Origin of the sequence: Pseudomonas donghuensis, assembly GCF_000259195.1 — a bacterium.
Lineage (GTDB): Bacteria > Pseudomonadota > Gammaproteobacteria > Pseudomonadales > Pseudomonadaceae > Aquipseudomonas > Aquipseudomonas donghuensis.
Genome location: NZ_JH650757.1, coordinates 22,217 through 42,645 on the forward strand (window position 1 = coordinate 22,217; position 20,429 = coordinate 42,645).

23 protein-coding genes and 1 tRNA gene are annotated in these 20,429 nt (G+C 61.1%); 11 read left to right on the forward strand and 13 right to left on the reverse strand.

Annotated features, from left to right (window positions below; genetic code table 11):
• Window positions 1-519: dihydrofolate reductase family protein (locus UW3_RS26390; RefSeq protein WP_010220615.1), on the forward strand; the 519-nt coding region annotated here is incomplete at its 5' end.
• A gap of 157 nt (window positions 520-676) precedes the next feature.
• Here UW3_RS26390 and UW3_RS0102425 read toward each other — a convergent pair.
• The 3 genes from UW3_RS0102425 to UW3_RS0102435 form a co-directional block, all read right to left on the reverse strand.
• On the reverse strand, window positions 677-1,972 hold the full coding sequence (locus tag UW3_RS0102425; protein WP_010220616.1) for an NAD(P)/FAD-dependent oxidoreductase: 1,296 nt from the start codon (window positions 1,970-1,972) through the stop codon (window positions 677-679).
• Window positions 1,973-2,056: 84 nt separating this feature from the next.
• Window positions 2,057-2,230 (reverse strand): DUF3094 family protein, encoded by a 174-nt coding sequence (locus UW3_RS28035; RefSeq protein ID WP_081492759.1) that lies wholly within the window; start codon window positions 2,228-2,230, stop codon window positions 2,057-2,059.
• Between the two features lie 168 nt (window positions 2,231-2,398).
• Window positions 2,399-3,028, reverse strand: coding sequence for a DUF1780 domain-containing protein (locus tag UW3_RS0102435; RefSeq protein ID WP_010220617.1), 630 nt, complete (start codon window positions 3,026-3,028; stop codon window positions 2,399-2,401).
• Window positions 3,029-3,149: 121 nt separating this feature from the next.
• On the opposite strand from UW3_RS0102435, the gene UW3_RS0102440 reads away from it, so the two are divergent.
• The 3 genes from UW3_RS0102440 to UW3_RS0102450 are packed head-to-tail and all read left to right on the forward strand — an operon-like array spanning window position 3,150 to window position 5,593.
• A complete protein-coding gene (locus tag UW3_RS0102440) occupies window positions 3,150-3,611 on the forward strand; it encodes a hypothetical protein (RefSeq protein ID WP_145959289.1) in 462 nt (153 codons plus the stop codon).
• 29 nt (window positions 3,612-3,640) lie between these two features.
• Window positions 3,641-4,858: an MFS transporter gene (locus UW3_RS26395; RefSeq protein WP_010220619.1), complete on the forward strand. Its 1,218-nt coding sequence runs from the start codon at window positions 3,641-3,643 to the stop codon at window positions 4,856-4,858.
• Between the two features lie 45 nt (window positions 4,859-4,903).
• Entirely contained in the window at window positions 4,904-5,593 is a 690-nt protein-coding gene (locus tag UW3_RS0102450) for an energy-coupling factor ABC transporter permease (RefSeq protein WP_010220620.1), read from the forward strand.
• A 4-nt stretch (window positions 5,594-5,597) separates the two neighbouring features.
• Here the strand turns inward: UW3_RS0102450 and yacG are convergent, their stop codons facing one another.
• Genes yacG through UW3_RS0102470 form a run of 4 tightly spaced genes read right to left on the reverse strand, consistent with a single transcriptional unit; the run spans window position 5,598 to window position 8,498 of the window.
• Window positions 5,598-5,798 (reverse strand): DNA gyrase inhibitor YacG, encoded by a 201-nt coding sequence (gene yacG, locus UW3_RS0102455; RefSeq protein WP_010220621.1) that lies wholly within the window; start codon window positions 5,796-5,798, stop codon window positions 5,598-5,600.
• Window positions 5,795-6,418: a dephospho-CoA kinase gene (gene coaE, locus UW3_RS0102460; RefSeq protein WP_010220622.1), complete on the reverse strand. Its 624-nt coding sequence runs from the start codon at window positions 6,416-6,418 to the stop codon at window positions 5,795-5,797. The genes yacG and coaE overlap by 4 nt, the downstream gene beginning before the upstream one ends.
• Window positions 6,418-7,287, reverse strand: coding sequence for a prepilin peptidase (locus UW3_RS0102465; RefSeq protein ID WP_010220623.1), 870 nt, complete (start codon window positions 7,285-7,287; stop codon window positions 6,418-6,420). Before UW3_RS0102465 ends, coaE begins: the two co-directional genes overlap by 1 nt.
• A 2-nt stretch (window positions 7,288-7,289) precedes the next feature.
• Entirely contained in the window at window positions 7,290-8,498 is a 1,209-nt protein-coding gene (locus tag UW3_RS0102470) for a type II secretion system F family protein (RefSeq protein ID WP_010220624.1), read from the reverse strand.
• A 217-nt stretch (window positions 8,499-8,715) separates the two neighbouring features.
• On the opposite strand from UW3_RS0102470, the gene UW3_RS0102475 reads away from it, so the two are divergent.
• From UW3_RS0102475 to UW3_RS0102490, 4 genes are all read left to right on the forward strand, one after another.
• Window positions 8,716-9,126, forward strand: a complete 411-nt coding sequence (locus tag UW3_RS0102475) for a pilin (protein ID WP_010220625.1) — start codon at window positions 8,716-8,718, stop codon at window positions 9,124-9,126.
• A gap of 70 nt (window positions 9,127-9,196) precedes the next feature.
• A tRNA-Thr gene (locus UW3_RS0102480) sits at window positions 9,197-9,272 on the forward strand.
• 451 nt (window positions 9,273-9,723) lie between these two features.
• Window positions 9,724-10,086 carry a hypothetical protein gene (locus UW3_RS0102485; RefSeq protein WP_010220626.1) on the forward strand — a complete coding sequence of 121 codons (363 nt, stop codon included), beginning with the start codon at window positions 9,724-9,726 and terminating at the stop codon, window positions 10,084-10,086.
• 213 nt (window positions 10,087-10,299) lie between these two features.
• Window positions 10,300-11,094 (forward strand): substrate-binding domain-containing protein, encoded by a 795-nt coding sequence (locus UW3_RS0102490; protein ID WP_010220627.1) that lies wholly within the window; start codon window positions 10,300-10,302, stop codon window positions 11,092-11,094.
• 287 nt (window positions 11,095-11,381) lie between these two features.
• Here the strand turns inward: UW3_RS0102490 and UW3_RS0102495 are convergent, their stop codons facing one another.
• Window positions 11,382-12,392, reverse strand: a complete 1,011-nt coding sequence (locus UW3_RS0102495) for an aldo/keto reductase (protein WP_026001168.1) — start codon at window positions 12,390-12,392, stop codon at window positions 11,382-11,384.
• 92 nt (window positions 12,393-12,484) lie between these two features.
• Here UW3_RS0102495 and UW3_RS0102500 point away from each other — a divergent pair, with 92 nt between their 5' ends.
• Complete coding sequence (locus tag UW3_RS0102500) at window positions 12,485-13,384, forward strand: LysR family transcriptional regulator (protein ID WP_010220629.1); 900 nt, start codon at window positions 12,485-12,487, stop codon at window positions 13,382-13,384.
• A gap of 66 nt (window positions 13,385-13,450) precedes the next feature.
• On the opposite strand, the gene UW3_RS0102505 is transcribed toward UW3_RS0102500, so the two are convergent.
• Window positions 13,451-14,260, reverse strand: a complete 810-nt coding sequence (locus tag UW3_RS0102505; protein ID WP_010220630.1) for an NYN domain-containing protein — start codon at window positions 14,258-14,260, stop codon at window positions 13,451-13,453.
• A 757-nt stretch (window positions 14,261-15,017) separates the two neighbouring features.
• The gene (locus tag UW3_RS0102510; protein ID WP_010220631.1) at window positions 15,018-15,245 is read right to left on the reverse strand and encodes a hypothetical protein; all 228 of its coding nucleotides are present in this window, start codon (window positions 15,243-15,245) and stop codon (window positions 15,018-15,020) included.
• Window positions 15,246-15,710: 465 nt separating this feature from the next.
• Between UW3_RS0102510 and UW3_RS0102515 the strand changes: the two genes are divergently transcribed.
• On the forward strand, window positions 15,711-16,313 hold the full coding sequence (locus tag UW3_RS0102515) for a transglycosylase SLT domain-containing protein (RefSeq protein WP_026001169.1): 603 nt from the start codon (window positions 15,711-15,713) through the stop codon (window positions 16,311-16,313).
• Here the strand turns inward: UW3_RS0102515 and UW3_RS0102520 are convergent.
• Window positions 16,310-17,185 carry an amino acid metabolite efflux pump gene (locus tag UW3_RS0102520; protein WP_010220635.1) on the reverse strand — a complete coding sequence of 292 codons (876 nt, stop codon included), beginning with the start codon at window positions 17,183-17,185 and terminating at the stop codon, window positions 16,310-16,312. The genes UW3_RS0102515 and UW3_RS0102520 overlap by 4 nt on opposite strands.
• A gap of 95 nt (window positions 17,186-17,280) precedes the next feature.
• On the opposite strand from UW3_RS0102520, the gene UW3_RS0102525 reads away from it, so the two are divergent.
• A complete protein-coding gene (locus UW3_RS0102525) occupies window positions 17,281-18,054 on the forward strand; it encodes an AraC family transcriptional regulator (RefSeq protein ID WP_010220636.1) in 774 nt (257 codons plus the stop codon).
• A 14-nt stretch (window positions 18,055-18,068) separates the two neighbouring features.
• Here UW3_RS0102525 and UW3_RS0102530 read toward each other — a convergent pair whose 3' ends face one another.
• Window positions 18,069-18,848 carry a TatD family hydrolase gene (locus tag UW3_RS0102530; RefSeq protein WP_010220637.1) on the reverse strand — a complete coding sequence of 260 codons (780 nt, stop codon included), beginning with the start codon at window positions 18,846-18,848 and terminating at the stop codon, window positions 18,069-18,071.
• 2 nt (window positions 18,849-18,850) lie between these two features.
• A complete protein-coding gene (gene cra, locus UW3_RS0102535; protein ID WP_010220638.1) occupies window positions 18,851-19,846 on the reverse strand; it encodes a catabolite repressor/activator in 996 nt (331 codons plus the stop codon).
• Between the last annotated feature and the right edge of the window lie 583 nt (window positions 19,847-20,429).

Sequence of the window (20,429 nt, forward strand, 5' to 3'; positions counted from 1 at the left end):
CCCTCCGTCTATATCGCCACCAGCCTCGATGGCTACATCGCCCGTGAAAGCGGTGAGCTGGACTGGCTGATGGTCGCCACCAGTTCCAGTGACGACCACGGTTACGCCGCGTACATGGCCACTGTCGACACCCTGGTCATGGGCCGCAACACCTTTGAGAAGGTCCTGACCTTTGGCGAGTGGCCGTATCCGCACAAGCGTGTGGTGGTGCTGAGCAGCACCTTGCAGCAGGCCGATATGCAGCATGGCATCGAAGTGCACCCGGGGCCGGTCGCCGACCTGGTCGAGCACCTGAATGAAACAGGCGCCAAGGGGCTGTACCTCGATGGCGGGCAGGTGATTCAGAGCTTCTTGCGCGAAGGCCGGCTGGATGAACTGACCATCACCCGCATACCGGTGTTGCTGGGCAGTGGCATCCCGCTGTTCGGGGCCCTGGCGAAGGACGTGACGCTGCAGCATATGCGCAGCACCACCTTTGAAAGCGGCTTTGTGCAGAGTACCTACCGGGTCCTCAAGTAAAACCTACACCACGGACTTGTGGGAACTGGCTTGCCAGCAGCACATTTACATCGACTGTACCGACGCCATCGCGGGTCAAGCCCGCTCCTACAGAAACACCGCCATACCTGTGGGAGCGGGCTTGCCCCGCGATGAGGCCCTCAAAGCCAATCCAACGTCAGTGCAACTTCAACCGCGGCTCAGTCCCACGCCCGATCCGGCTACCCAGCATCAGCATCAGCGTACGGAATGTCCCGTACAGCGCCATCTGGTGCATGCGGTACAGCGACACATAGAACATCCGCGCCAACCAGCCTTCGAGCATCACGCTGCCGGTCAGGTTGCCCATCAGGTTACCCACCGCCGAGAAGCGCGACAGCGACACCAGCGAGCCATAATCCCGGTACGCATACGTCGGCAACGGCTTGCCTTCCAGGCGCGCCTTCAAGCCCTTGGCCAGCAACGACGCCTGCTGGTGCGCAGCCTGCGCCCGTGGCGGCACGTTGCGGTCACTACCCGGTTGCGGGCAGGCGGCGCAGTCGCCGAAGGCGAAGATGTTGTCGTCCAGGGTGGTTTGCAGGGTAGGGCGCACCACCAGCTGGTTGATCCGGTTGGTTTCCAGGCCGTCGATGTCCTTGAGGAAACCCGGCGCACGAATACCTGCCGCCCAGACCTTGAGGCTGGCCTGAATCACGTCACCATTGCTGGTGCGCAGCTCATCGGCGGTCACTTCACTGACCGCCGCGTTGGTCATCACCGTCACCCCGAGTTTCTCCAGGGTCTTGTGCACGGGCACGCTGATGCGCTCCGGCAGCGCTGGCAGTACCCGCGGGCCAGCCTCGATCAGGGTGATGTGCATGTCTTTGGGCTGGATACGATCCAGGCCGTAAGCCGCCAGCTCATGGGCCGCGTGGTGCAGCTCGGCGGCCAGTTCCACACCGGTGGCACCGGCGCCGACGATGGCCACGCTGATTTGCTCATTGGCCTGATCGCCGGCGTGGGCGCGCAGGTAATGATTGAGCAGTTGCTGGTGGAAGCGCTCGGCCTGCTTGCGGGTGTCGAGGAACAGGCAATGCTGCGCCGCGCCCAAGGTGCCGAAGTCGTTGGTGTTACTGCCCACTGCGATCACCAGGGTGTCATAGCCCAGGGTGCGCGCAGGCAGCAGTTCGCGACCGTCTTCATCGAGGGTGGCAGCCAGCTGGATCTGCTTGGTTTCGCGGTCCAGGCCGCTCATGCGCCCGAGTTGGAACTGGAAGTGATTCCACTTGGCCTGGGCCACGTAGTTCAGTTCGTCTTCGGAAGAGTTGAGCGAGCCCGCCGCCACTTCGTGCAGCAGCGGCTTCCAGATGTGCGTCAGGTTGGCGTCGACCAGGGTGATGCTGGCGCTACCTTTTTTGCCCAGGGTCTTACCCAGGCGGGTCGCCAGTTCCAGGCCGCCGGCGCCGCCGCCGACAATCACAATACGGTGAGTCATGGAGATATCTCATAAGGTTTACGGAATTCGGGTCTTGAGTGGCAGGCCGCACGGGGCGGGCGTTGTGGGCGAGCGCAAGGCAGCTCATAGCACCAGATGACTCAAGAGGCGGCTCAACAAGCCGAGTGCAACGGTCACGACCACCACCAGCAGAAGGAGCAGCCAGGGCCGGAATGGCTTGCGCTCGACTTGGTGCTGGGGGGCTCGCAGGTATTCATCGACACGACGCTGGTCTTCGGGATTCAGGCGGCTGGTCATGAGGGCCTCGTCAGATAGACGCTTGTGACTGTGGGAACGCTACAGTGTTCACTCTAGTCGCTCGAAGGTTGCCCAGCGTTCAGTCACTTGGCTGTCTTTATAACGAATGATTGCGCTTTGTATCACCGGCACAGAATTTATGCCATCGGGCTTTGGCAGGGGGCCAGCTCAGAGGCTTATTCCTACATCGAAAACGATGCTGCGCCCCAAATTGCCGCGCAAGAAGTCCGGCGCATCGGGGTGGGCAAACAGCACCCGGGCGAAGGTCGGGCCGACCAGCGACAACGAGCGCCAGCCCTGGCGCAGGTATTCGGTGGGCGGCGGGAAGTGGCTGTTGAGGTCGAGTACTTCGCGCTTGAGGCTGGCAAAGGCAATGATGTCCAGCTCGCTCAGGTCCAGGCCGCGCTCCTGGTAGTTGTGCGATTTTTTACGCAGGGTCGGCGCCAGGCGCTGCAGCAGTTCCTGGGCGCTGATCCGCCGGGGCCGGGCTTCGCGGCGTACCAGTTGGCTCAACGAGAAGGCACTGCGCCGGCGCTGCAGCTCTTCGCGCCATTCGTCGTTCAGGCGCCGGCCTTCATCGAGGACAAAAAACACCTCGAAGGCGGCATCGCGAAACAGCACATCAGGCGGTTCTTGCCCGGCGGCGGCAAAGTCTTCGCTGCGGTAGGGAATGTTCAAGCCTTGCAGCAGGCGCTGGCATACCCAACGCTCACGTTCCCATTTACGGGCATTGGATAGAAACGCATTGGCTTGTTCGGCCTGAATGGTGAGCAGGCGCAAATAGTCTGAGTCGTCCATGGGCACAAGCTTAGCGTTCAATTGAGCTTTGCAGGAAATGTCTGCAAGCCATTGCTGCGCATGTAAACCAGCGCCTAGACTGCGCACCCGTTGTGGGCTCAGTGAATATCAGGGAAGAAGCATGAGCGTAGTGAAGATGGGCGGCATATTCGGTTCCGGCACGGTGGTCTGTGCCCTGGTGGTGTACGGCGTGGGCTTTTTGTTCTGGACGCCCACCGTGCCTTACGACACTGCAGATGGCCGCTATGTGGTGCTCAAGGAGGGCGACTCACCGCCCTACAGCGTCAAACTGATTGACCATCGCGGCGCAGAAGATGAAATCGTCCGCAGCTATGCCGAGTTCAACCCCAAGGTGCTCAGCGTCATGCCCGGCGACTACCGCTTGCGCCTGACCCTGAACGAGTTCGGCTGCTACGGCGCCTGGGCCGATGTGCAGGTATCGGCGACCACCATCAGCGTCATCGAGCAGCAGCGCAACCCCAGTTGCCAGCCGCCGGACTGGCTGGTTGAAGGCGCCGTGTTCCGCCTGTTCGAGGCACCGAAAGCGCCCGCCGAGGCTGACCAAGCCAACCCCGAGGTGTAGAGCCACTCATGACAGGGACGGAGGTGCGCATGGCCTTATCAACCTGGCGGGTATGGAGCGCGGTGACGGTGCTGTGCATCGCTTCCTTCGCGATGGTGACCTCCGAGTTCGCCCCTATCGGTTTGTTGTCACAGATTTCCGCCGATTTGGCGCAGGAGCCGGCCAGGGTCGGGCTCAGCGTGACCTTGTATGCCTGGATTGGCGCTGTCAGTGGCTTGCTTGCCAACAGCCTGAGCCGCTGGGTCGCCCGCAAGCCGCTGATGATTGCCCTGATGTTGATGCTGGCAGCATCGAATGCGCTCTCGGCAATCGCCCCGGAGTTTGCCGCGCTGCTCGGTGCGCGGGCACTGGGGGCGTTGGCCCATGGCGTGTTCTGGGCAACCGTGGCCGCCACCGCCACCCTTATCGCGCCTGCCCGGCAGATGGGCCTGGCCACCTCGATCGTGCTGGGCGGTATTACCCTCGCCACCGTCATGGGCGTGCCACTGGTCAACCTGGTGGGCCAGTACGACGGCTGGCGAACCGCTTTTGCTTGCCTGGCGTTGCTCTGTGTCGCCAGTGCCGGGGCAATCGCCTTGGTAGTCCCTGACCTGGGCCTGGTCGCCGCAGCACCCGGCACCGGGTATGTGGCGGTGCTGCGGCGCCGGGATCTGCTGATCACCTTCGTCATCACCGGGCTGACGGCGGCCGCACATTTTGCCGCCTACACCTTTGTCGAGCCCTTTATCAGTCAGGTGCCAGACGTCACGCCGTGGCTGGTCGCGGCACTGCTTTTCGCCTTTGGCGCCGCCGGTTTTCTGGGCAACCTGCTGAGCGCGATCTTCATCGACCGCCACCTCAAACCCTTCATCCTCCTGGCCCTGATCGCCATGGCAGGGGCGCTGCTGACCCTGGGCCTGCTTGGGCCCGAGTTGAACCTGCTGGCCGTGGCGGCCTTGCTGATGGTCTGGGGCGTTGCCATCTCGGCACTGTTTACCGGTCTGCAGACCTGGGTGTTGAGCATCGCCGGCGCCCATACCGTTCCGGCCACGGCCCTGCATACGGCAGTGCTCAATGGCGCGATCGGCCTGGGGGTGATCATCGGCGGTGGAGCGCTTGAGAGTATTGGCCTGCGGGGCGCCATGCTGGGCGCCAGCATGGTGATACTCCCGGCCATAGTGCTGCTGCTCGCTTCAGGTACGTTGCGCCGCACAACGCCGGTATTTTCCGCAGCCACTGAGGCTGATCAAGCCAGCCCCGAGGTGTAGACTGCCCCCACGCCTATTGCCTCACTCGAACAAGGGTTATTTGCCGTGATCAGTGCCGCCGTACTTTCCAGCCAGACCCTGACCATCGCCTGGGTCGCCTATGTGCCCGTGCTGATTTGGGCGGTGGCGCGTACCCGCTGGCTCGAACTGTTCGCCGACAGCCGTCGCCAGCACTTGCTGTTCGGCACGGTGTTCGCCTTGTTTGCCCTGTGGCTGGTGCGGCGCGACTTCGACACCGGGGTGTCTTATCACTTCATCGGCATGACCGCCGTGACCCTGCTGCTGGACTGGCCGCTGGCGATTGTCGGTGGCTTGCTGGCGCAGCTCGGCCTGCTGGCGCTGGGGCGCCAGGACCTGGCGGCGATGGGGGTCAATGGCCTGTTGCTGATCGGCCTGCCGGTGCTGGTTACCGAGGTGTGCGCGATCCTGGTGGAGCGGGCACAGCCGCGCAACCTGTTCGTCTATATCTTCTGTTCGGGCTTTTTTGCCGCGGCGCTGTCGGCACTCTTGTGCCTGCTCGGTGGGCTGGGGTTGCTGTGGATGGACGGGCGCTTCGTCATGCCGGAGTGGCTCGAGGACTTTATCGGCTACCTGTGGCTGATCATCTTCCCCGAAGCCTTTATCAACGGCATGGTGGTCAGCGCCCTGGTGGTGTTCTGCCCGGAGTGGCTGGAGACCTTCAACCGGACCCGCTACCTGCAGGCCCCGTGGAAGGACGACGACCCCGGGCGCTGACGGCTCAGTGGCGCGGGTCGAGCTCGCCGGAGAACAGCTCGTCTTCGGCATCCGGGGCGACCGGAATCTTGTGCTCTTCAGCGGCCCAGGCGCCCAGGTCGATCAGCTTGCAGCGGTCGGAACAGAACGGCCGGAACGGGCTGGTCGCGTTCCATTCCACAGGGGCGCCACAGGTCGGGCAATCTACGGTCATCGGTTGGCTCATGCTTGGCCTCCTCGCAAAGTCAGGTAAAAGTGGTGCAGGCGGTCGACCTCCGAATGCAGCCAGCCCAGGTCGCGGTCATTGACCAGCACATCGTGGGCGTGGCGCAGGCGCTCTTCGCGGCTGGCCTGGGCCTTGAGGATGGCCTGCACCTGTTCGGCGCTGGTCTGGTCGCGCAGCAGGGTGCGCTGCACTTGCAGCGCCTGCGGCGCATCGATCACCAGCAGGCGGTTGGTGCGCTTGTACTGGCCGGACTCGACCATCAACGGCGAGACGAACACCGCATAGGGCGACTCGGCCTTGGCCAGGTAGCTGAAGATCTCCTGGCCGATCAACGGGTGCAGCAGGGCTTCGAGCCACAGGCGTTGCTGCGGGTCGGCAAAGATCAGCTCGCGCAGGGCGGCGCGGTTGAGCTGGCCGTCCTCGAGCAGCACACCCGGGCCGAAACGCTCGACGATACGGGCCAGCGCCGGGCGGCCCGGCTCGACCACCCAGCGCGCGGCCTGGTCGGCGTCGACCAGGTGCACACCCAGCTCGACAAAGCGCTGCGCAGCGGCGCTCTTGCCACTGCCGATGCCGCCGGTAAGGCCGAGAATCCAGGGAGTGAAAGCAGCGGTGGTCATCAGAATCCGGAATATTTCAGATAGGAAGTGGTTATTTGACCACCCCAGAGCAGCGCGATCCAGCCCGCGATGGCCAGATAGGGACCAAAGGGGATCGGCGTGCTGGCCTGCTTGCGCTGCAGGCGCAGCATAATCAGCCCGATCACCGCCCCCAACAAGGACGACAGCAGCAACGTCAGTGGCAGGATCTGCCAGCCGCCCCAGGCACCCAGCATCGCCAGCAACTTGAAGTCGCCATAGCCCATGCCTTCCTTGCCGGTAAGCATCTTGAACAACCAGAACACCGACCACAGGCTCAGGTAACCGGCCACCGTGCCCCACAGGGCATCTTCCAGCGGCACGAACATTTCGAAGGCATTGACGATCAACCCCAGCCACAACAGCGGCAATACCAGGGCATCGGGCAGCAGATGGTGCTCGATGTCGATCATGCTCATGGCCAGCAGGCCCCAGCTCAGCAGCAGCAGGGCCAGGGCGGTGCCGGTGACGCCGAAGCGCCAGGCGACAAACAGGGTCAGCGCCCCACTGGCGAGTTCCACCAGCGGGTAGCGCGGGCTGATGCGCGCCTGGCAACTGGAACAGCGCCCGCGCAAGGCCAGGTAACTAATGACCGGTATGTTTTCCCAGGGGCGAATACGGTGGGCGCAATGCGGGCACTGCGACGGCGGCAACAACAGGTCGAAGCGCGGCGCTTGTGCCTCGCTAGGCAACTCCAGCACCTCGCGCGCCTCGGCCTGCCATTGGCGTTCGAGCATGATCGGCAGGCGATGCACCAGCACATTGAGAAAGCTGCCGATGATCAGCCCGAGCAACAGGGCGATGCTCAGGTACATCAGTGGCTGGCTGGCCAGGGAGTTCAACAGGTTCATGGTCAGATCACATTGCCCAGCTGGAAGATTGGCAGGTACATGGCGATCACCAGGCTGCCCACCAGCAACCCCAGGATCAGCACGATCAACGGCTCAATCAGGGCCGTGAGGGTGTCGAGCAGGTGGTCGATGGCCTGTTCATAGTGGCTGGCGATCCTGGCGAGCATATCGTCCAGTGTCCCGGCTGTCTCGCCAATGGCGCACATCTGCACCACCAGCGCCGGGAACAAGCCGCTGGCGCGCAATGCCACGTTCAAGGCTAGACCACTGGCCAGGTCCTCGCGCACCTTGTGCAGCGCCTGCTCATACAACGGATTGCCACACGCCCCGGCAACCGGCCCCAGCGCCTCCACCAACGGCACCCCGGCGCCGAACGAAGTCGACAAGGTGCGGGCAAAGCGGGCGAGGGCGGCATGCCGGAGCAGGCTGCCAAGCACCGGCAAACGCAGGGCCAGGCGCACCAGCCACAAACGCAACGCAGGCTTGTGTCGATAACCCCAAACCAGCGCGCCAACAACGCTGCACGACGTTATCAACAGCAGCCAGAAATGCGCCCCCAGCCACTGCGACAAGCCGATCACCTGTTGGGTAAAGGCCGGCAGCTCGGCACCAAAGCCGCCGAACAGCGACTGAAAACGCGGCACCACCTCCAGCAGCAACAGCGCCGACACCCCAAAGCCCACCAGCAGCACCAGCAGTGGATAGGTCATGGCTTTTTTCAGCCGTGCGCGCAGGGCCTGGCGTTGCTCCTGCAGCGCCGCCACCTGGGCCAGCACGACCTCCAGGCTGCCGGACTGCTCACCGGCGTCCACCAGGTTGCAGTACAGCCGATCGAAATAGTGCGGGTGCCGGCGCAGCGCAGTGGCCAGGCTGCTGCCAGCAGCGATATCGGCCTTGATCGCCCCCAGCAGGCGGGCCATCGCCGGGTTGGCGCTGCTTTGGGCGACCACATCCAGCGCTTGCAGCAGCGCCACCCCGGCCTTGACCAGGGTGGCCAGCTGGCGGCTGAACTGGCTCAGCGCCTTGCCATCCAGTGGCCGGCGCCATTGCCACAGCGGCGGGCGCACACTGGCGATGCGCCCCGGGCGAATCCCGCGCTGGCGCAATTGCGCCCTGATCAACGCCGGGCTGCGTGCGGCGCTCTGGCCGCTGATCAAGGCGCCCTGGGTGTTGGTGCCTTGCCAGTTGTACATCTGGTTGCTGTCGGTCATCGCCACATCCTTGCTGCGCGGCCTTGCACAAGCCTGGTAACAGCTCCAGGCCCCAAGCGGCGAGCAGTGATGCCCGCCGCCCACTAGAGTAGTCGAGCCAGGATGACCGAATGACCGTCACGGGGTGACAAAAGGTGTCTGTTCGGGCCTACTGGCGCGCCTGCTGGCGCCGCACCACTGCGGCCGGCATGAACTGATTTTGTGAGGGAGAGTGTCCATGAAAGGGCAACGCGGTATTACCTTGATCGAACTGATGATCGTGGTGGCGATCATCGGCCTTCTGGCGACCATCGCCTTACCGATTTACACCAACAGCCAGGTACGCACCAAAGCCACGGCGGGCCTGGTAGAAATTTCTGCCCTGAAGACCGCCTTCGACCTGCGCCTGAACGAAGGCAAAGACATCGCCAATGTCGCCGCCCTGGGCGGCCAGGAGCGCACCGCCCACTGCGCCATCGCCGCCAGCGGCACCGCGGCCACGGGCGTGGGCAGCATCGTCTGCACCCTGATCGACGCCCCGGCCATCGCCACCGACAAAACCATCACCCTGACCCGCTCCGCGACCGGTTGGGCCTGCACCAGCACCCTCAGCGAAGACCTCGCCCCGGCAGGCTGCAAAGCCCTCTGAAACCGGCGCAATTGCTGTTAATAAACAGTGATTTGCGAAAGCGACCCGGCAGTGGTAGCGTTATCGCCACGCCGGTGTAGCTCAGTCGGTAGAGCAGCGCACTCGTAACGCGAAGGTCGCAGGTTCGATTCCTGTCTCCGGCACCATCCAGCTGTTCCGATACGTCTCCTCATGTATACGGAAGCCCATGAAAAGCCCGCCAAGTGCGGGCTTTCTTGTTTCTGCCTGTCTCGTTCTGTCTCTAGGCATATACCAGTTTTAGGTATGCGTGAGGGTATACGCCGGTTCGACGATAAAACGTGTATCTATGACACGCACCGTTACCCCCTGTCCGCCCCCAAATGCGAGGCTGGCAAGGCACGGGACAAGGACCCCACCCTGTTCGATGGCCACCCACTGGTTCGCACTCCAGGTTCGCAACCCCCTATGTGCGAACCTGGGCGGCCTATTTGTTGAGTAATGTTGAGGTAGTCAGACGGTGGTTTCCACTGAGGATTCCACGGTTTTAGCCTTGAGCCAGAAGGCATCGAGTACTATTCACTTCCGCAATTACTGTCGACATTCGGCAGTCTCTTCAAATCAGCCAGCGAGGATAGGATGAGTACTCAGGAATGTGCGTTGATTCACTTAACGCTCTTCAAACACAGCGCGAAATCATTTTTGGCCGCATTGGATGAGGCGGGTATTCCTCATGGCCCCGTGCATATGTTTTCAAGTGCTCCTCAAAATTCGGGGCTTGTCGAAGCTATTGCGGCTTTGTCTGACGCGATGCCTTGGAATGCAATCGCGAAGATTGTGGTTGCGTGGATTGAGGCAAGAAAAAGCCGAGAAGTAATCATTTATACAGAGGCGGGTGAGTCGTTCCACGCTAAAGGCTACTCGGCGTCGGAGGTTCAAAAGCTACTCCGGATATCTACAAACGTTACCGTCATCGATACCAAGCCTGTTGATGAGCAATGATGGCTGCCCTGCCTGTAGCTTTACCAGACCTATACGGAATATGAGACAGACATGAGACGGAATCCGCGGAGCTGCCGATCACCAGAGGCAGCCATCCACAACCCATAGCTGCTATTGGCGGATAAAAATGTGAAACTTTCTTAATAACTGATTAACCATAAGCGTGCTCCTCGCCCGGTAAAGTTTCGCGCTTTTACTGTGGAGAAAGTTCCCATGCTTCGAATGCTGTCCTTTGCTGCCCTCTTGACCACTTCATTCGTCTGCTTGGCTGCTGACGTTGTGCAAGGTGGTACGCAAACGCTGACCGTTTTGAGTTCCGGCGGCATCATGGGCGCTATCCGGGAAGTGGCGCCAGCTTATGAGAAGAAATTTGGCGTGAAGCTGGAAGTTCTCGCCGCTCCTTCGATGGGGGAGACCCCGCAGGCCGTCCCGAACAGGCTCGCCCGCGGTGAGCAGGCGGATGTTGTCCTGATGGTGGGTTCGGCGCTCGACAACCTGGTGGCCGGCGGTCAAGCCGATAAAACCAGCCGAGTAGATCTCGGAAAATCGTTCATTGCCATGGCCGTACGCAAAGGCGAACCGAAGCCGGATATAGGCACCATGCAGGGCTTGCGCACGGTGCTGCAGAACAGCAGCTCTGTCGCCTACTCCGACAGCGCAAGTGGCGTATATCTCTCCAAGACCCTGTTCCCTCACATGCAGCTCGGTGACCAGTTCACGGCCAAGGCTCACATGATACCTGCCGAGCCCGTCGGCGCAGTGATCGCTCGCGGCCAAGCGCAGATCGGCTTCCAACAGTTAAGTGAGCTCAAGCCAGTAAAGGGTATCGACATCGTTGGTCTGATCCCGGCTGAAGCGCAGAAAATGACCATGTATTCGGGCGCTGTCGTCAGCAAGAGCCAGCACCATGCCGCAGCCCAGGCGCTCCTCGACTACCTGGCATCACCAGAAGCTGACGCAGCGATTAAGGACAGTGGGCTGATGCCACTGGACCATACAGAGCGCTGACTGCAAGTACCGGCACCGATACCAGGGATGTGGCAAGAAAGGCATGCATGTTCCACCCTCGTTGACAGCTACCTGCCAACCGTTACCAGTATTGTTGAAGGGGGAACGGGCTATCTATAATGGGTCGCAAGCAGTCCGTCGCGAACGGCTGCTATCGACCCGACCCGAAGCGGACGGTCGATGTTGGCCCCTGTTTTGTCGGCCGCGATCCCTATCGCTCACCGGCATCCGCACGGCCCGCAATAGAAGCTATGTCATCAACGTATCAACTGGTGGGTATCAGATGCTCAGGACACACTGCTGGGTACATTTGTACCCATACCTTCAGGTAAATAGGGGCGTATTTCTTCTATTTCAGCGTGGCTAAGACGAATTCTCGTGGCGTCGATCAATCCATTCACCTGGTCGGGCCTGCGTGCGCCTACGATAGCGCCGGAGACTGCCCGATTACGTAGTACCCAAGCAATGGCTACGGCCGCCGCTTTGACCCCATGCCTGGCACCGATATTTGCCATGACTTCTACCAAAGCGAGGTTCTTGCTGAGGCGAGGTTCCTGGAAGTCGGCGCTCCGCGATTTTCGCCAATCATCGTCGGACAGCTGTGCAATCCGCTCGCGGGTCATGCTTCCCGTCAGTAAACCAGATTGTAACGTCGAGTAGGCAATCACGCCGACCTGCGCTGTTGCACAATAAGGCAGGATCTGATCCTCGATATCACGCATCAAAGCTGAATACGGCGGTTGAAGGGAGGCGATATCGGTTACGGAGCGGGCTCGCTCAAGCTGAGAAACATCGAAGTTTGACACGCCAATCGCCCTTATCTTGCCCTGAGCCTTGGCTTGGGCCAAGGTCGCCAAAGCCTCCTCGATGCCTTCGCTGTTTCCATCTGCCGGGAACGCTGGCCAGTGAATCTGATAGAGATCGATGACATTCACCTGCAAGCGACGCAGGCTATCCTCGATTTCTTTCATCAATGACTGGGGGGCGAGCGAATGAGAGATCTCACGGGTTTCGGGATCCCACACCAGGCTACCTTTGGTGAATACCAGCGGGCGACGCGAAGCCGGCACCTGACGCAGCAATTGCCCAGTCAATATCTCGGCATGGCCGAGTCCATATACGGCTGCTGTGTCGATCCAGTTCACGCCGCGTTCTACCGCGTACTCCAATGCTGCCAGGCTATCGCCATCATCTTGCGCCCCCCAGCTGAACTCCCATCCTTGCCCGGCAATGGCCCAAGTGCCCATTCCAATTGGCGAAATCAACAACTCGGATGTACCTAGCCGATTCTTTTGCATGCAAACCTCTCGTCGATTGAGGCGCAGAGTATTCATTGAGAGGTTACCGACGATAAGATAGCTAATCGTGTTTGAACTGCTGAGCTGCATTCATGAAATCCCCTTGCGACCTTTCCGAACTCGACGCCTTCGCCGCAGTGGCTCGCCATCGCAGCTTTCGTAAAGCCGCCGACGAGCGAGGGGTATCTGCGTCAGCCCTCAGCCACGCCATGCGTGCCTTGGAAGGCAAGCTGGGGGTCAGACTCCTCAATCGCACCACTCGCAGCGTCACGCCTACCGAAGCAGGTAATCAACTTCTGGCCACGTTGGTTCCGGCGTTGGCACAGGTCGCCAAAGCGCTGCATGAACTGACCTTCAAACAGGAAATTCCCACCGGCACGCTGCGATTGAACGTATCGCGGCCCGCTGCCCGTCTCGTCGTTGCGCCACTGCTGGCGCCATTCACAGCAGCCTACCCACGTATCAACGTGGAGCTGGTGGCCGATGATGGGTTGAGCGACATCGTCGACAAAGGGTTCGATGCCGGAGTGCGCTTCGGCGAGAGCCTGGCTGGTGACATGATCGCCGTCCCGGTGGGCCCACCCCAGGGATTTGTCACCGTTGCTGCCCCCAGTTACCTCAGCAGACACGGGACACCGGACACACCGCAAAGGCTACTTGAGCACGCCTGCATTGGCCGACGCTTTCCCAGCGGCAAACTGTACAAGTGGGAATATCTTGCTGAGGGGCAGCCCATGCGCCTGGCCGTGGCAGGGCCGTTGATACTGGAAGATGACACCATGATGATTCAAGCGGCAAAGGACGGCGCCGGGATCGCGTACGTGTATGAGGAGATGGCAAGGGAATACATGGCTCGGGGGCAACTGGAGGAAGTTCTCGAAGACTGGAAAGCCTTGCCAAGCAGGTTTTTCATCTATTACTCCAGCCGGCGTCACGTACCGCCAGCGCTAAAGGCGCTGATCGAGTTTGTGCGTGAAACGCAGCATCGTTGAATAAATTGATGGCAGTACATGTGTTCGCCGCCTAAATGGGTGTCCGGAATCATTAGACCACCACAGCTACGTGTTCGGCTGTCGGTGCCGGGCATAGAGTATCGAACCACCCACGCCCGACGTGCTTCTGGTTTGCAGTTCAAACGTATCCGGATACCCCTTGATCAACTCACTGAGCTTTTTATAACCATGGGTGCGAGGGTCGAATTCAGGTTTCAATTTGCTGATGTTGGTGCCCAGCGCTCCCAAGTGAGCCCAGCCATCCTCGTCGGCAATGTCATCCAAGATCTTTGCAATGAAACTTACGGGTGCCTTGGGTAGCTTTTTTACCTTGGGCATGCTGGCGACTTTGACGGCCTCGATTGCGGCGGGTGGCTCAGGTTCGGGGCGATCATGCCCATTGCTCGCCGCAACAAGCACTTCACTACGCAGCAATTCGGTATAGATGAACTTGTCGCAGGCCGACACGAACGGCCTGGGGGTTTTTTCTTCACCAAACCCATAGACGGTCAAACCTTCTTCTCGTAGCCGAGAAGCGAGACGGGTGAAGTCACTGTCGCTCGAAACCAGGCAGAAACCGTCGAAGCGTCGGGTGTACAGCAGGTCCATTGCGTCGATGATCAAGGTGCTGTCTGTTGCGTTCTTACCTTTGGTGTACGCGAACTGTTGGATAGGTTGAATCGAATGGTCGAGTAGCACCTTTTTCCATCCACCCAACTGCGGGCCAGTCCAATCGCCATAAATCCGCTTGACGTTGGCGACGCCGTACTTGGCGATTTCTTCGAATAAACCTTCGACAATTGCCGCAGGGGCATTGTCAGCGTCGATTAACACTGCCAAGTGTTTTTGCTTGGGAGGGGAGGTATGGATGGTCATGGGACGTCCTTGAGGTGAAGACTTCAACATGCCGTTAAATTATGGATGAACAAAGGGACCACTGCTTGGCACTAGAGAGCGTGTTGTGCCAACGGGTTTGCGGTGATGTGCACATCGCAGCCGGTTAGCCAATGACTTTCAATCGACTGCTTTCGGCCCCAAGCGGCCCGTGGACAGCTAATGGTCATCTGGCGCTTGATTTTAACGAGTCGTCAGCCGCTTGTTGGCTATTGATTGCTGAAGAGTTGATCAAACGCCGAGGATTCAAACGGATGGGGTCACCCGTCATAGGCGTGAGTGAACAAATTCACCCAAGCTTCCAGTATGCTGAGTTCAACCTTGCGGCTGCAGGGATAATTGGTCTGGACATTACTTGCTTTCTGACTCTGTGGCAGGCGATGTATTTCTGCAACAGTTATTCGACCAGGTCCGCGCATGACGGGCGGCAGTCATCCGTTTTGCGGATTGGGAGTGCGTGCAGAGCATTTGCGAATGGCTGCAATGGGTTGAATCCACAGTCGAAAGCAGCCGTAAGAAATCAGTGGCTTTCGACCAAAAATTGAGCTTCCTTTAAGCTTGGCATTTCTTAGGGCAATCCAGCTGTGCCACGCTCAGTGTTAAATCCAACCATCCCCTGCACCAGATCCTCCACCAACACCTATCGTTTTCAGCACTGAAGCACGATCTTCGCTCATCCATACCTCCCAAAGCAGGCAGCCAGCCTTGCCTAAGCAACGCTGGCGCTCGCCTGAAAAACTCAGTGCTTCAACTGAACCTTGCTCAAAGCCACTTCAACCAAGCTTCGGGCGTGTTCAATTTCATGCATGGTCGCCAAGGTCAGTACTTGCTCAGGCGGCATGGGATGCAGTAGCACCGTCTGCTGGGCAATGGTCAGCGCGCAGACCAAGTATTCGGAAGTCTGGACGAGAAGGTCTTCAAGGGATTGGTTGGGATGATGCGGTGGATCTGGGACGATTTTTAACATGGTGTCTCCCCGGTGAATGGAGCCGCCACGAATCTGCTGTCAAACAAATGGGTGGCAACTGTACGCGGGTTGACAGACCGAACACCGGAGAACTCGGCGCACACGAAGGTGCCCCACGTACAATCGCCATAAAGGCTTGCACATGTCCACGGTGTAGTCGGCCTGTCAAAACCGGTCGTTGAATTGCCAACGACCGGCCGAGACTAGAGCCCCACCGGGACCACTGCAATGCTTTGAAAGCGGCAAAAGTATGATTGGGAAATGGACTACATGGAATCAGGAAATTCTGAAGATTTCCGCCGTTAAAGTACCGTTCTCGCGACTATTCGTTACAAATCCACAACACCACTCTGGTGACCCTGCCATCACCCACGCCATCATAGGAGGTCACCGCAACCTGGCCCGGCCAGGCGCTGCGTTATATACGAAGGGCAACTAAAGCCCTCTTTTTTGCTGGGGCGATGGATGAAACAAGGGCGAGGGTGGGCGCTGGTGCTTTCGGTTGTGGTCTTGGCGGGCTGCGCCACGGCGCCGCCGAGGGATCAGAACAATCTGTGCAATATCTACCGCGAGTACCCGGACTGGTACGAAGATTCGCTGAAGATGCAGCAGCAGTTCGGCACGCCGCAACATGTGGCGATGGCGATCATGAAGCAGGAAAGCAGTTTCGTCTCCGATGCGCTGCCGCCCCGCGATTACTTGCTGTGGGTCATCCCGTGGGGACGGGTGAGTTCGGCCTATGGTTATGCACAGGCCCAGGACCCGGTCTGGGGTGAGTACAAGGCCGGCACCGGCAATGGTGGCTCGCGGGATAACTTCGATGACGCGGTCATGTTCATTGGCTGGTACACCGCTGGCACCCAGCGGCAGTTGGGGATTTCCAAGTGGGATGTCTACAACCAGTACCTGGCCTATCACGAAGGGCGCGGCGGTTTTAGTCGTGGGACTTATCGCAGCAAGCCGTGGCTGATGCAGGTGGCGCGCAAGGTAGAGGCGCAGTCACGACTCTACGGCGCCCAGCTCAAGGCCTGTCGCCAGGAGCTGGAAGATGATCGCGGTTGGTTCTAGACCGTTCGGCGCAACAGCGGGCGGGTCTTGATCAGCCCCGCTGCAAGGGCCGCCAGAATGAGGGCAATGGCGATGCCTTCGTTGCGGTCGATGTGGTGGCCGAGCAGGAGGATGGAGCCGGCGATGCCGAATATCGGGATCAGCAGCGACAGCGGCGCAACGGTTGAAACCGGGTACTCGCGCAGCAACAGGTTCCAGCCCCAGTAACAGAAGTGCGTCGCCGCGTAGACCTGGAACAACAGCGATAACACGGTTACGCCCTCGATGTGGCTGGCCAGGGCGGTGAACGGCGCGCTGCCATGGCTGAGCCAGGTGAGCAGCAGCAAGGGGATCGGCGGGAAGAGGCTGGCCCACACCACAAAGGCAAACATCTCACGCACTTTCGAGCGTTTGATGATGACGTTGCCAACGCTCCAGCTGAAGGCGCTGACCAGCAATACGCTGTAGCCCGCGGTCGTCGCCTGGCCGGGGCTGCTGGCGATAATGCAGATCAAACCCAGGGCCGCGAGTACCACGCCAACGCACTGGCCAAGGCTCATGCCTTCGCGAAACAGCAGCACGCCCCAACCCAAGGTGAAGAAGGCACTGAACTGGATCAGCAGGGCAGCGGTGCCGGGTGGCACGCCCAGGCTGATCCCCAGGTTGATCAGCGCCCACATCGCCACGCCGAAGATCAAGCCGTAGGCGGCCAGCCAGCCCAGGGCCACGGGCGGGCGTTTGATCAGGAACACCCAGGGCAGGGCGGCGAGGGTAAAGCGCAGGGCGGTGAGCAACAGCGGGTCGATCTCGGCCAGGGCCAGTTTGCTGATGGGGAAGTTCAGGCCCCAGATGGCTGTCACCAACACGGCGAGCAGCAGGTGTTTTCGTTGCATGGTGTTGTTATCCACAGGCGGGCAGGGTGCAACTATGCGCAATGCGGCTGCTGGCCCGCTTGCGCTATCGGGTCGTAGATCGTTAGATTCGGGCCATGATTGCTATCGACCCGTATGAACACATTCCCCGCGACGCGGTGGTGACCGCCGTTGACTATGCCGATGGCCATCACTTCGCCCTGCATACCCATCAGCGCGGGCAGTTCGCCTATGCGGCCTGTGGGGTGATCACCGTGTTCACGCGCCAAGGCAATTGGGTGGTGCCGCCGCAACGGGCCATCTGGGTGCCGGCGCAGGTGCCCCATGAGATGGCCATGAGCGGGCCGGTGACCATGCTCAACACCTACATCAGCAACGCGGCGACGGCACGCCTGGGGCTGCCGGGGCTGTGTCAGGTGTTCGATGTTTCGGCATTTTTGCGTCAGTTGATGATCCAGGCTGCGGATGTGCCGGCGCTGTATGCGCAAGAACAGCGCGATGGTCATTTGATGGCGTTGCTGCTGCACGAAATCGCCAGCATGGCGCCGCTGTCGCTGAATGCGCCGTTGCCGGATGATCCGCGCTTGGCCCAGGCTTGCCAGCGGCTGTTGCAGCAACCGTCGCTTGAGGTGAGCATCGATGACATGGCCGGGCAGGTGGGCAGGAGCCGGCGCACCTTCACTAGGCTGTTTCGCCAGCAGACCGGTATCAGCTTTGTCGAATGGCGCCAGCAGGCGTGCCTGTTGGCGGCGGTGGCACGCCTGGGCAATGGCGAGTCGGTTACCCGGGTGGCGATGGACCTGGGCTACAGCAGCCCCAGTGCGTTTACCAGTGTTTTTCGTAAAGCCTTGGGGGCGGCGCCGAGTCGGTATTTCAGCAAGGAAGGGTGAGGCGTGCGGCAGGGTTATGCCCAGCCAAACAACTCACAAGCATTGCCCGTACTCGCCTCAGCCAAGCGCTCAACCTCAATCCCCATGATCGCGGCCAGCGCCTGGGCAATCTGCGGCAGATGCTCCGGGCTGTTGCGCACGCCCGGGAACATCACCGGCGCCATGTCTGGCGCGTCGGTTTCCAGCACCACGCTGTCCAGCGGCAACTGCGGCAGCACCTTGTGCAAGCGCAGCGCCTGCGGCCAGGTGGCTGCACCGCCCAGGCCGAGTTTGAAGCCCAGCTTGTGATACTCGCGCGCCTCTTCAACGCTGCCGGCAAAGGCATGGATGATGCCGCCACGCTTGAGCTTGTAGCGCTTGAGCGTGGCGATCACCACCGCGTGGCTGCGGCGCACGTGCAGCAGGGCGGGCAGGTTGCAGTCCGCGGCCAGTTGCAGTTGCGCTTCGAACAGCACCTGCTGGCGCTCGCGGTCGAGTTCGGGCAGGTAGTAATCCAGGCCGAATTCGCCGACGGCGCATAGCTGGCGCTGGCCCTGCAGGCGGGTCAGCCAGTCGCCCAGTGCGGCCAGGTGTTCGGGGCGGTGCTGGTCGAGGTAGACCGGGTGCAGGCCGAACGCCGCGTACAGCTGCGCGTCGCTGCGCACCAGGTCCCAGACCCGCTGCCAATTGCTTTGATACACCCCCAGCACCACCATGCGCTCGACCCCGCCGGCCCGGGCATTGGCCAGCAGGGCCGGGCGGTCGGGGTCGAAGTCTGGAAAATCCAGATGGGTGTGGGTGTCGATCAGGCGCATGGTCAGGCCGTGAAGATTCGCTGTTTGAAGGTTCGACCGATGGCGTGCACGCCGGGTTCGTATTGCTTTTGTTCAACAGCGGCGAGGGCCAGCTTGAGCGCGGTTTCGGCGATCAGGCCGTGTTGCTGGGCCATGGCGTTGACCGGCAGGGGCAGGAAGTCGAGCAACTGGTTGTCGCCGAAGGTGCCCAACTGCAGGCTGCGCGAGTCGGCCGGGCGTGCTTGCAGCACGTCGAACACGCCTTGCAGCAGCACGTAGGAGGTGGTCACCAGGGCGTCGGGCAGGCGGCCGAGTTCTTCGATCAGTTGGTTCATCAGGCGCTGGCCGCACTCGCGGCTGAAGGCTTCGCCTTGCAGGCGGCTGATCTTGCCGTTGAAGCCTTCCAGGGCCTGATCGAAACCGCCGGCGCGGGCCTGGCTGACGCTCAGCTCCGGGCGGGCGCCGATCAGGGCGATGTGCGCGGGTTTGGTGGCCAGCAGGCTGCGGGTCAGTTGCTGGCTGGCGTTGCGGTCGTCGCTGACGATCGAGCAGAAGTGCGCCGGGTCCAGGCTGCGGTCGATGGCGATGATCGGCAGGCCCTTGGCTTGCAGTTCGCGGTAGCTGTCGTCTTCCGGCGGCAGGCAACTGGCGACGAACAGGGCGTCGCAACGGCGGGCGCGGAACAGTTGCTGGAGCTGGCGCTCGCTCTCGGGCTGGTCGTCGCTGCTGGCGATCAGCAGTTGGTAGCCCTGGGCCCGGGCGCGTTGCTCCAGTTGCTTGGCGATGCGCGCGTAGCTGGGGTTTTCCAGGTCGGGGAGGATGAACCCCAAGGTGCGCGTGTGCCGGCTGCGCAAACCTGCGGCCTGGGGGTTGGGGGTGAAGCCATGGGCTTCGACCACCGCCCGCACCCGCTCGACAGTGCTGTTGCTGATGCGTTGCTGTTCGGCCTTGCCATTGATGACGTAACTGGCGGTGGTCACGGACACACCGGCCAGACGCGCGATATCGCTGAGTTTCACCGCATTTTCCTTGTTATTACCGAGACTGGCTGCAGAGCCTGACCGGGTATTGTCGCCGATCCTACGCGGGCGGCGCAGACGACCATTGTCGCAATTGTCCGACAATATGGGCAATGTTGTTCACATCGGTGTGAGCAACTGTCATTGGCAGGTAGCCAGCATATCAGGCGGTGCCTGGGTTGCGACCGCTTCGCGCTCGATCGCCGGCAAGGCCAGCTCCCACAGAGTTAGCGCAGTACCTGTGGGAGCTGGCTTGCCAGCGATGAGGCCAGTGCAGCCAACAACGTAGGTGGCGCTTGGGTTGCGACCGCTTCGCGCTCCATCGCCGGCAAGGCCCGCTCCCACAGCGTTGGCGCAGTCCCTGTGGGAGCTGGTTTGCCAGCGATGAGGCCAGCGCAGCCAACAACGTAGGTGGCGCTTGGGTTGCGACCGCTTTGCGCTCGATCGCCGGCAAGGACAGCTCCCACAGCGGTGGCGCAGTACCTGTGGGAGCTGGCGCAGTACCTGTGGGAGCTGGCGCAGTACCTGTGGGAGTTGGCTTGCCGGCGATGAGGCCAGTGCAGCCAACAAAGTAGGCGGTGCT

Bases quoted from the DNA above. Each gene is read 5' to 3' on its own strand.
- UW3_RS0102500 (WP_010220629.1), top strand. From the start codon at position 12,485: ATGAAATCCCCTTGCGACCTTTCCGAACTCGACGCCTTCGCCGCAGTG.
- UW3_RS0102425 (WP_010220616.1), bottom strand. From the start codon at position 1,972: ATGACTCACCGTATTGTGATTGTCGGCGGCGGCGCCGGCGGCCTGGAA.
- UW3_RS0102440 (WP_145959289.1), top strand. From the start codon at position 3,150: ATGAGCGTAGTGAAGATGGGCGGCATATTCGGTTCCGGCACGGTGGTC.
- UW3_RS0102520 (WP_010220635.1), bottom strand. From the start codon at position 17,185: ATGCAACGAAAACACCTGCTGCTCGCCGTGTTGGTGACAGCCATCTGG.
- UW3_RS26395 (WP_010220619.1), top strand. From the start codon at position 3,641: ATGGCCTTATCAACCTGGCGGGTATGGAGCGCGGTGACGGTGCTGTGC.
- UW3_RS0102435 (WP_010220617.1), bottom strand. From the start codon at position 3,028: ATGGACGACTCAGACTATTTGCGCCTGCTCACCATTCAGGCCGAACAA.
- UW3_RS0102530 (WP_010220637.1), bottom strand. From the start codon at position 18,848: ATGCGCCTGATCGACACCCACACCCATCTGGATTTTCCAGACTTCGAC.
- UW3_RS0102515 (WP_026001169.1), top strand. From the start codon at position 15,711: ATGAAACAAGGGCGAGGGTGGGCGCTGGTGCTTTCGGTTGTGGTCTTG.
- UW3_RS0102490 (WP_010220627.1), top strand. From the start codon at position 10,300: ATGCTTCGAATGCTGTCCTTTGCTGCCCTCTTGACCACTTCATTCGTC.
- UW3_RS0102465 (WP_010220623.1), bottom strand. From the start codon at position 7,287: ATGAACCTGTTGAACTCCCTGGCCAGCCAGCCACTGATGTACCTGAGC.
- UW3_RS0102510 (WP_010220631.1), bottom strand. From the start codon at position 15,245: ATGTTAAAAATCGTCCCAGATCCACCGCATCATCCCAACCAATCCCTT.
- UW3_RS0102470 (WP_010220624.1), bottom strand. From the start codon at position 8,498: ATGACCGACAGCAACCAGATGTACAACTGGCAAGGCACCAACACCCAG.
- UW3_RS0102475 (WP_010220625.1), top strand. From the start codon at position 8,716: ATGAAAGGGCAACGCGGTATTACCTTGATCGAACTGATGATCGTGGTG.
- coaE (WP_010220622.1), bottom strand. From the start codon at position 6,418: ATGACCACCGCTGCTTTCACTCCCTGGATTCTCGGCCTTACCGGCGGC.
- UW3_RS0102505 (WP_010220630.1), bottom strand. From the start codon at position 14,260: ATGACCATCCATACCTCCCCTCCCAAGCAAAAACACTTGGCAGTGTTA.
- UW3_RS28035 (WP_081492759.1), bottom strand. From the start codon at position 2,230: ATGACCAGCCGCCTGAATCCCGAAGACCAGCGTCGTGTCGATGAATAC.
- UW3_RS0102495 (WP_026001168.1), bottom strand. From the start codon at position 12,392: ATGCAAAAGAATCGGCTAGGTACATCCGAGTTGTTGATTTCGCCAATT.
- UW3_RS0102485 (WP_010220626.1), top strand. From the start codon at position 9,724: ATGAGTACTCAGGAATGTGCGTTGATTCACTTAACGCTCTTCAAACAC.
- UW3_RS0102525 (WP_010220636.1), top strand. From the start codon at position 17,281: ATGATTGCTATCGACCCGTATGAACACATTCCCCGCGACGCGGTGGTG.
- yacG (WP_010220621.1), bottom strand. From the start codon at position 5,798: ATGAGCCAACCGATGACCGTAGATTGCCCGACCTGTGGCGCCCCTGTG.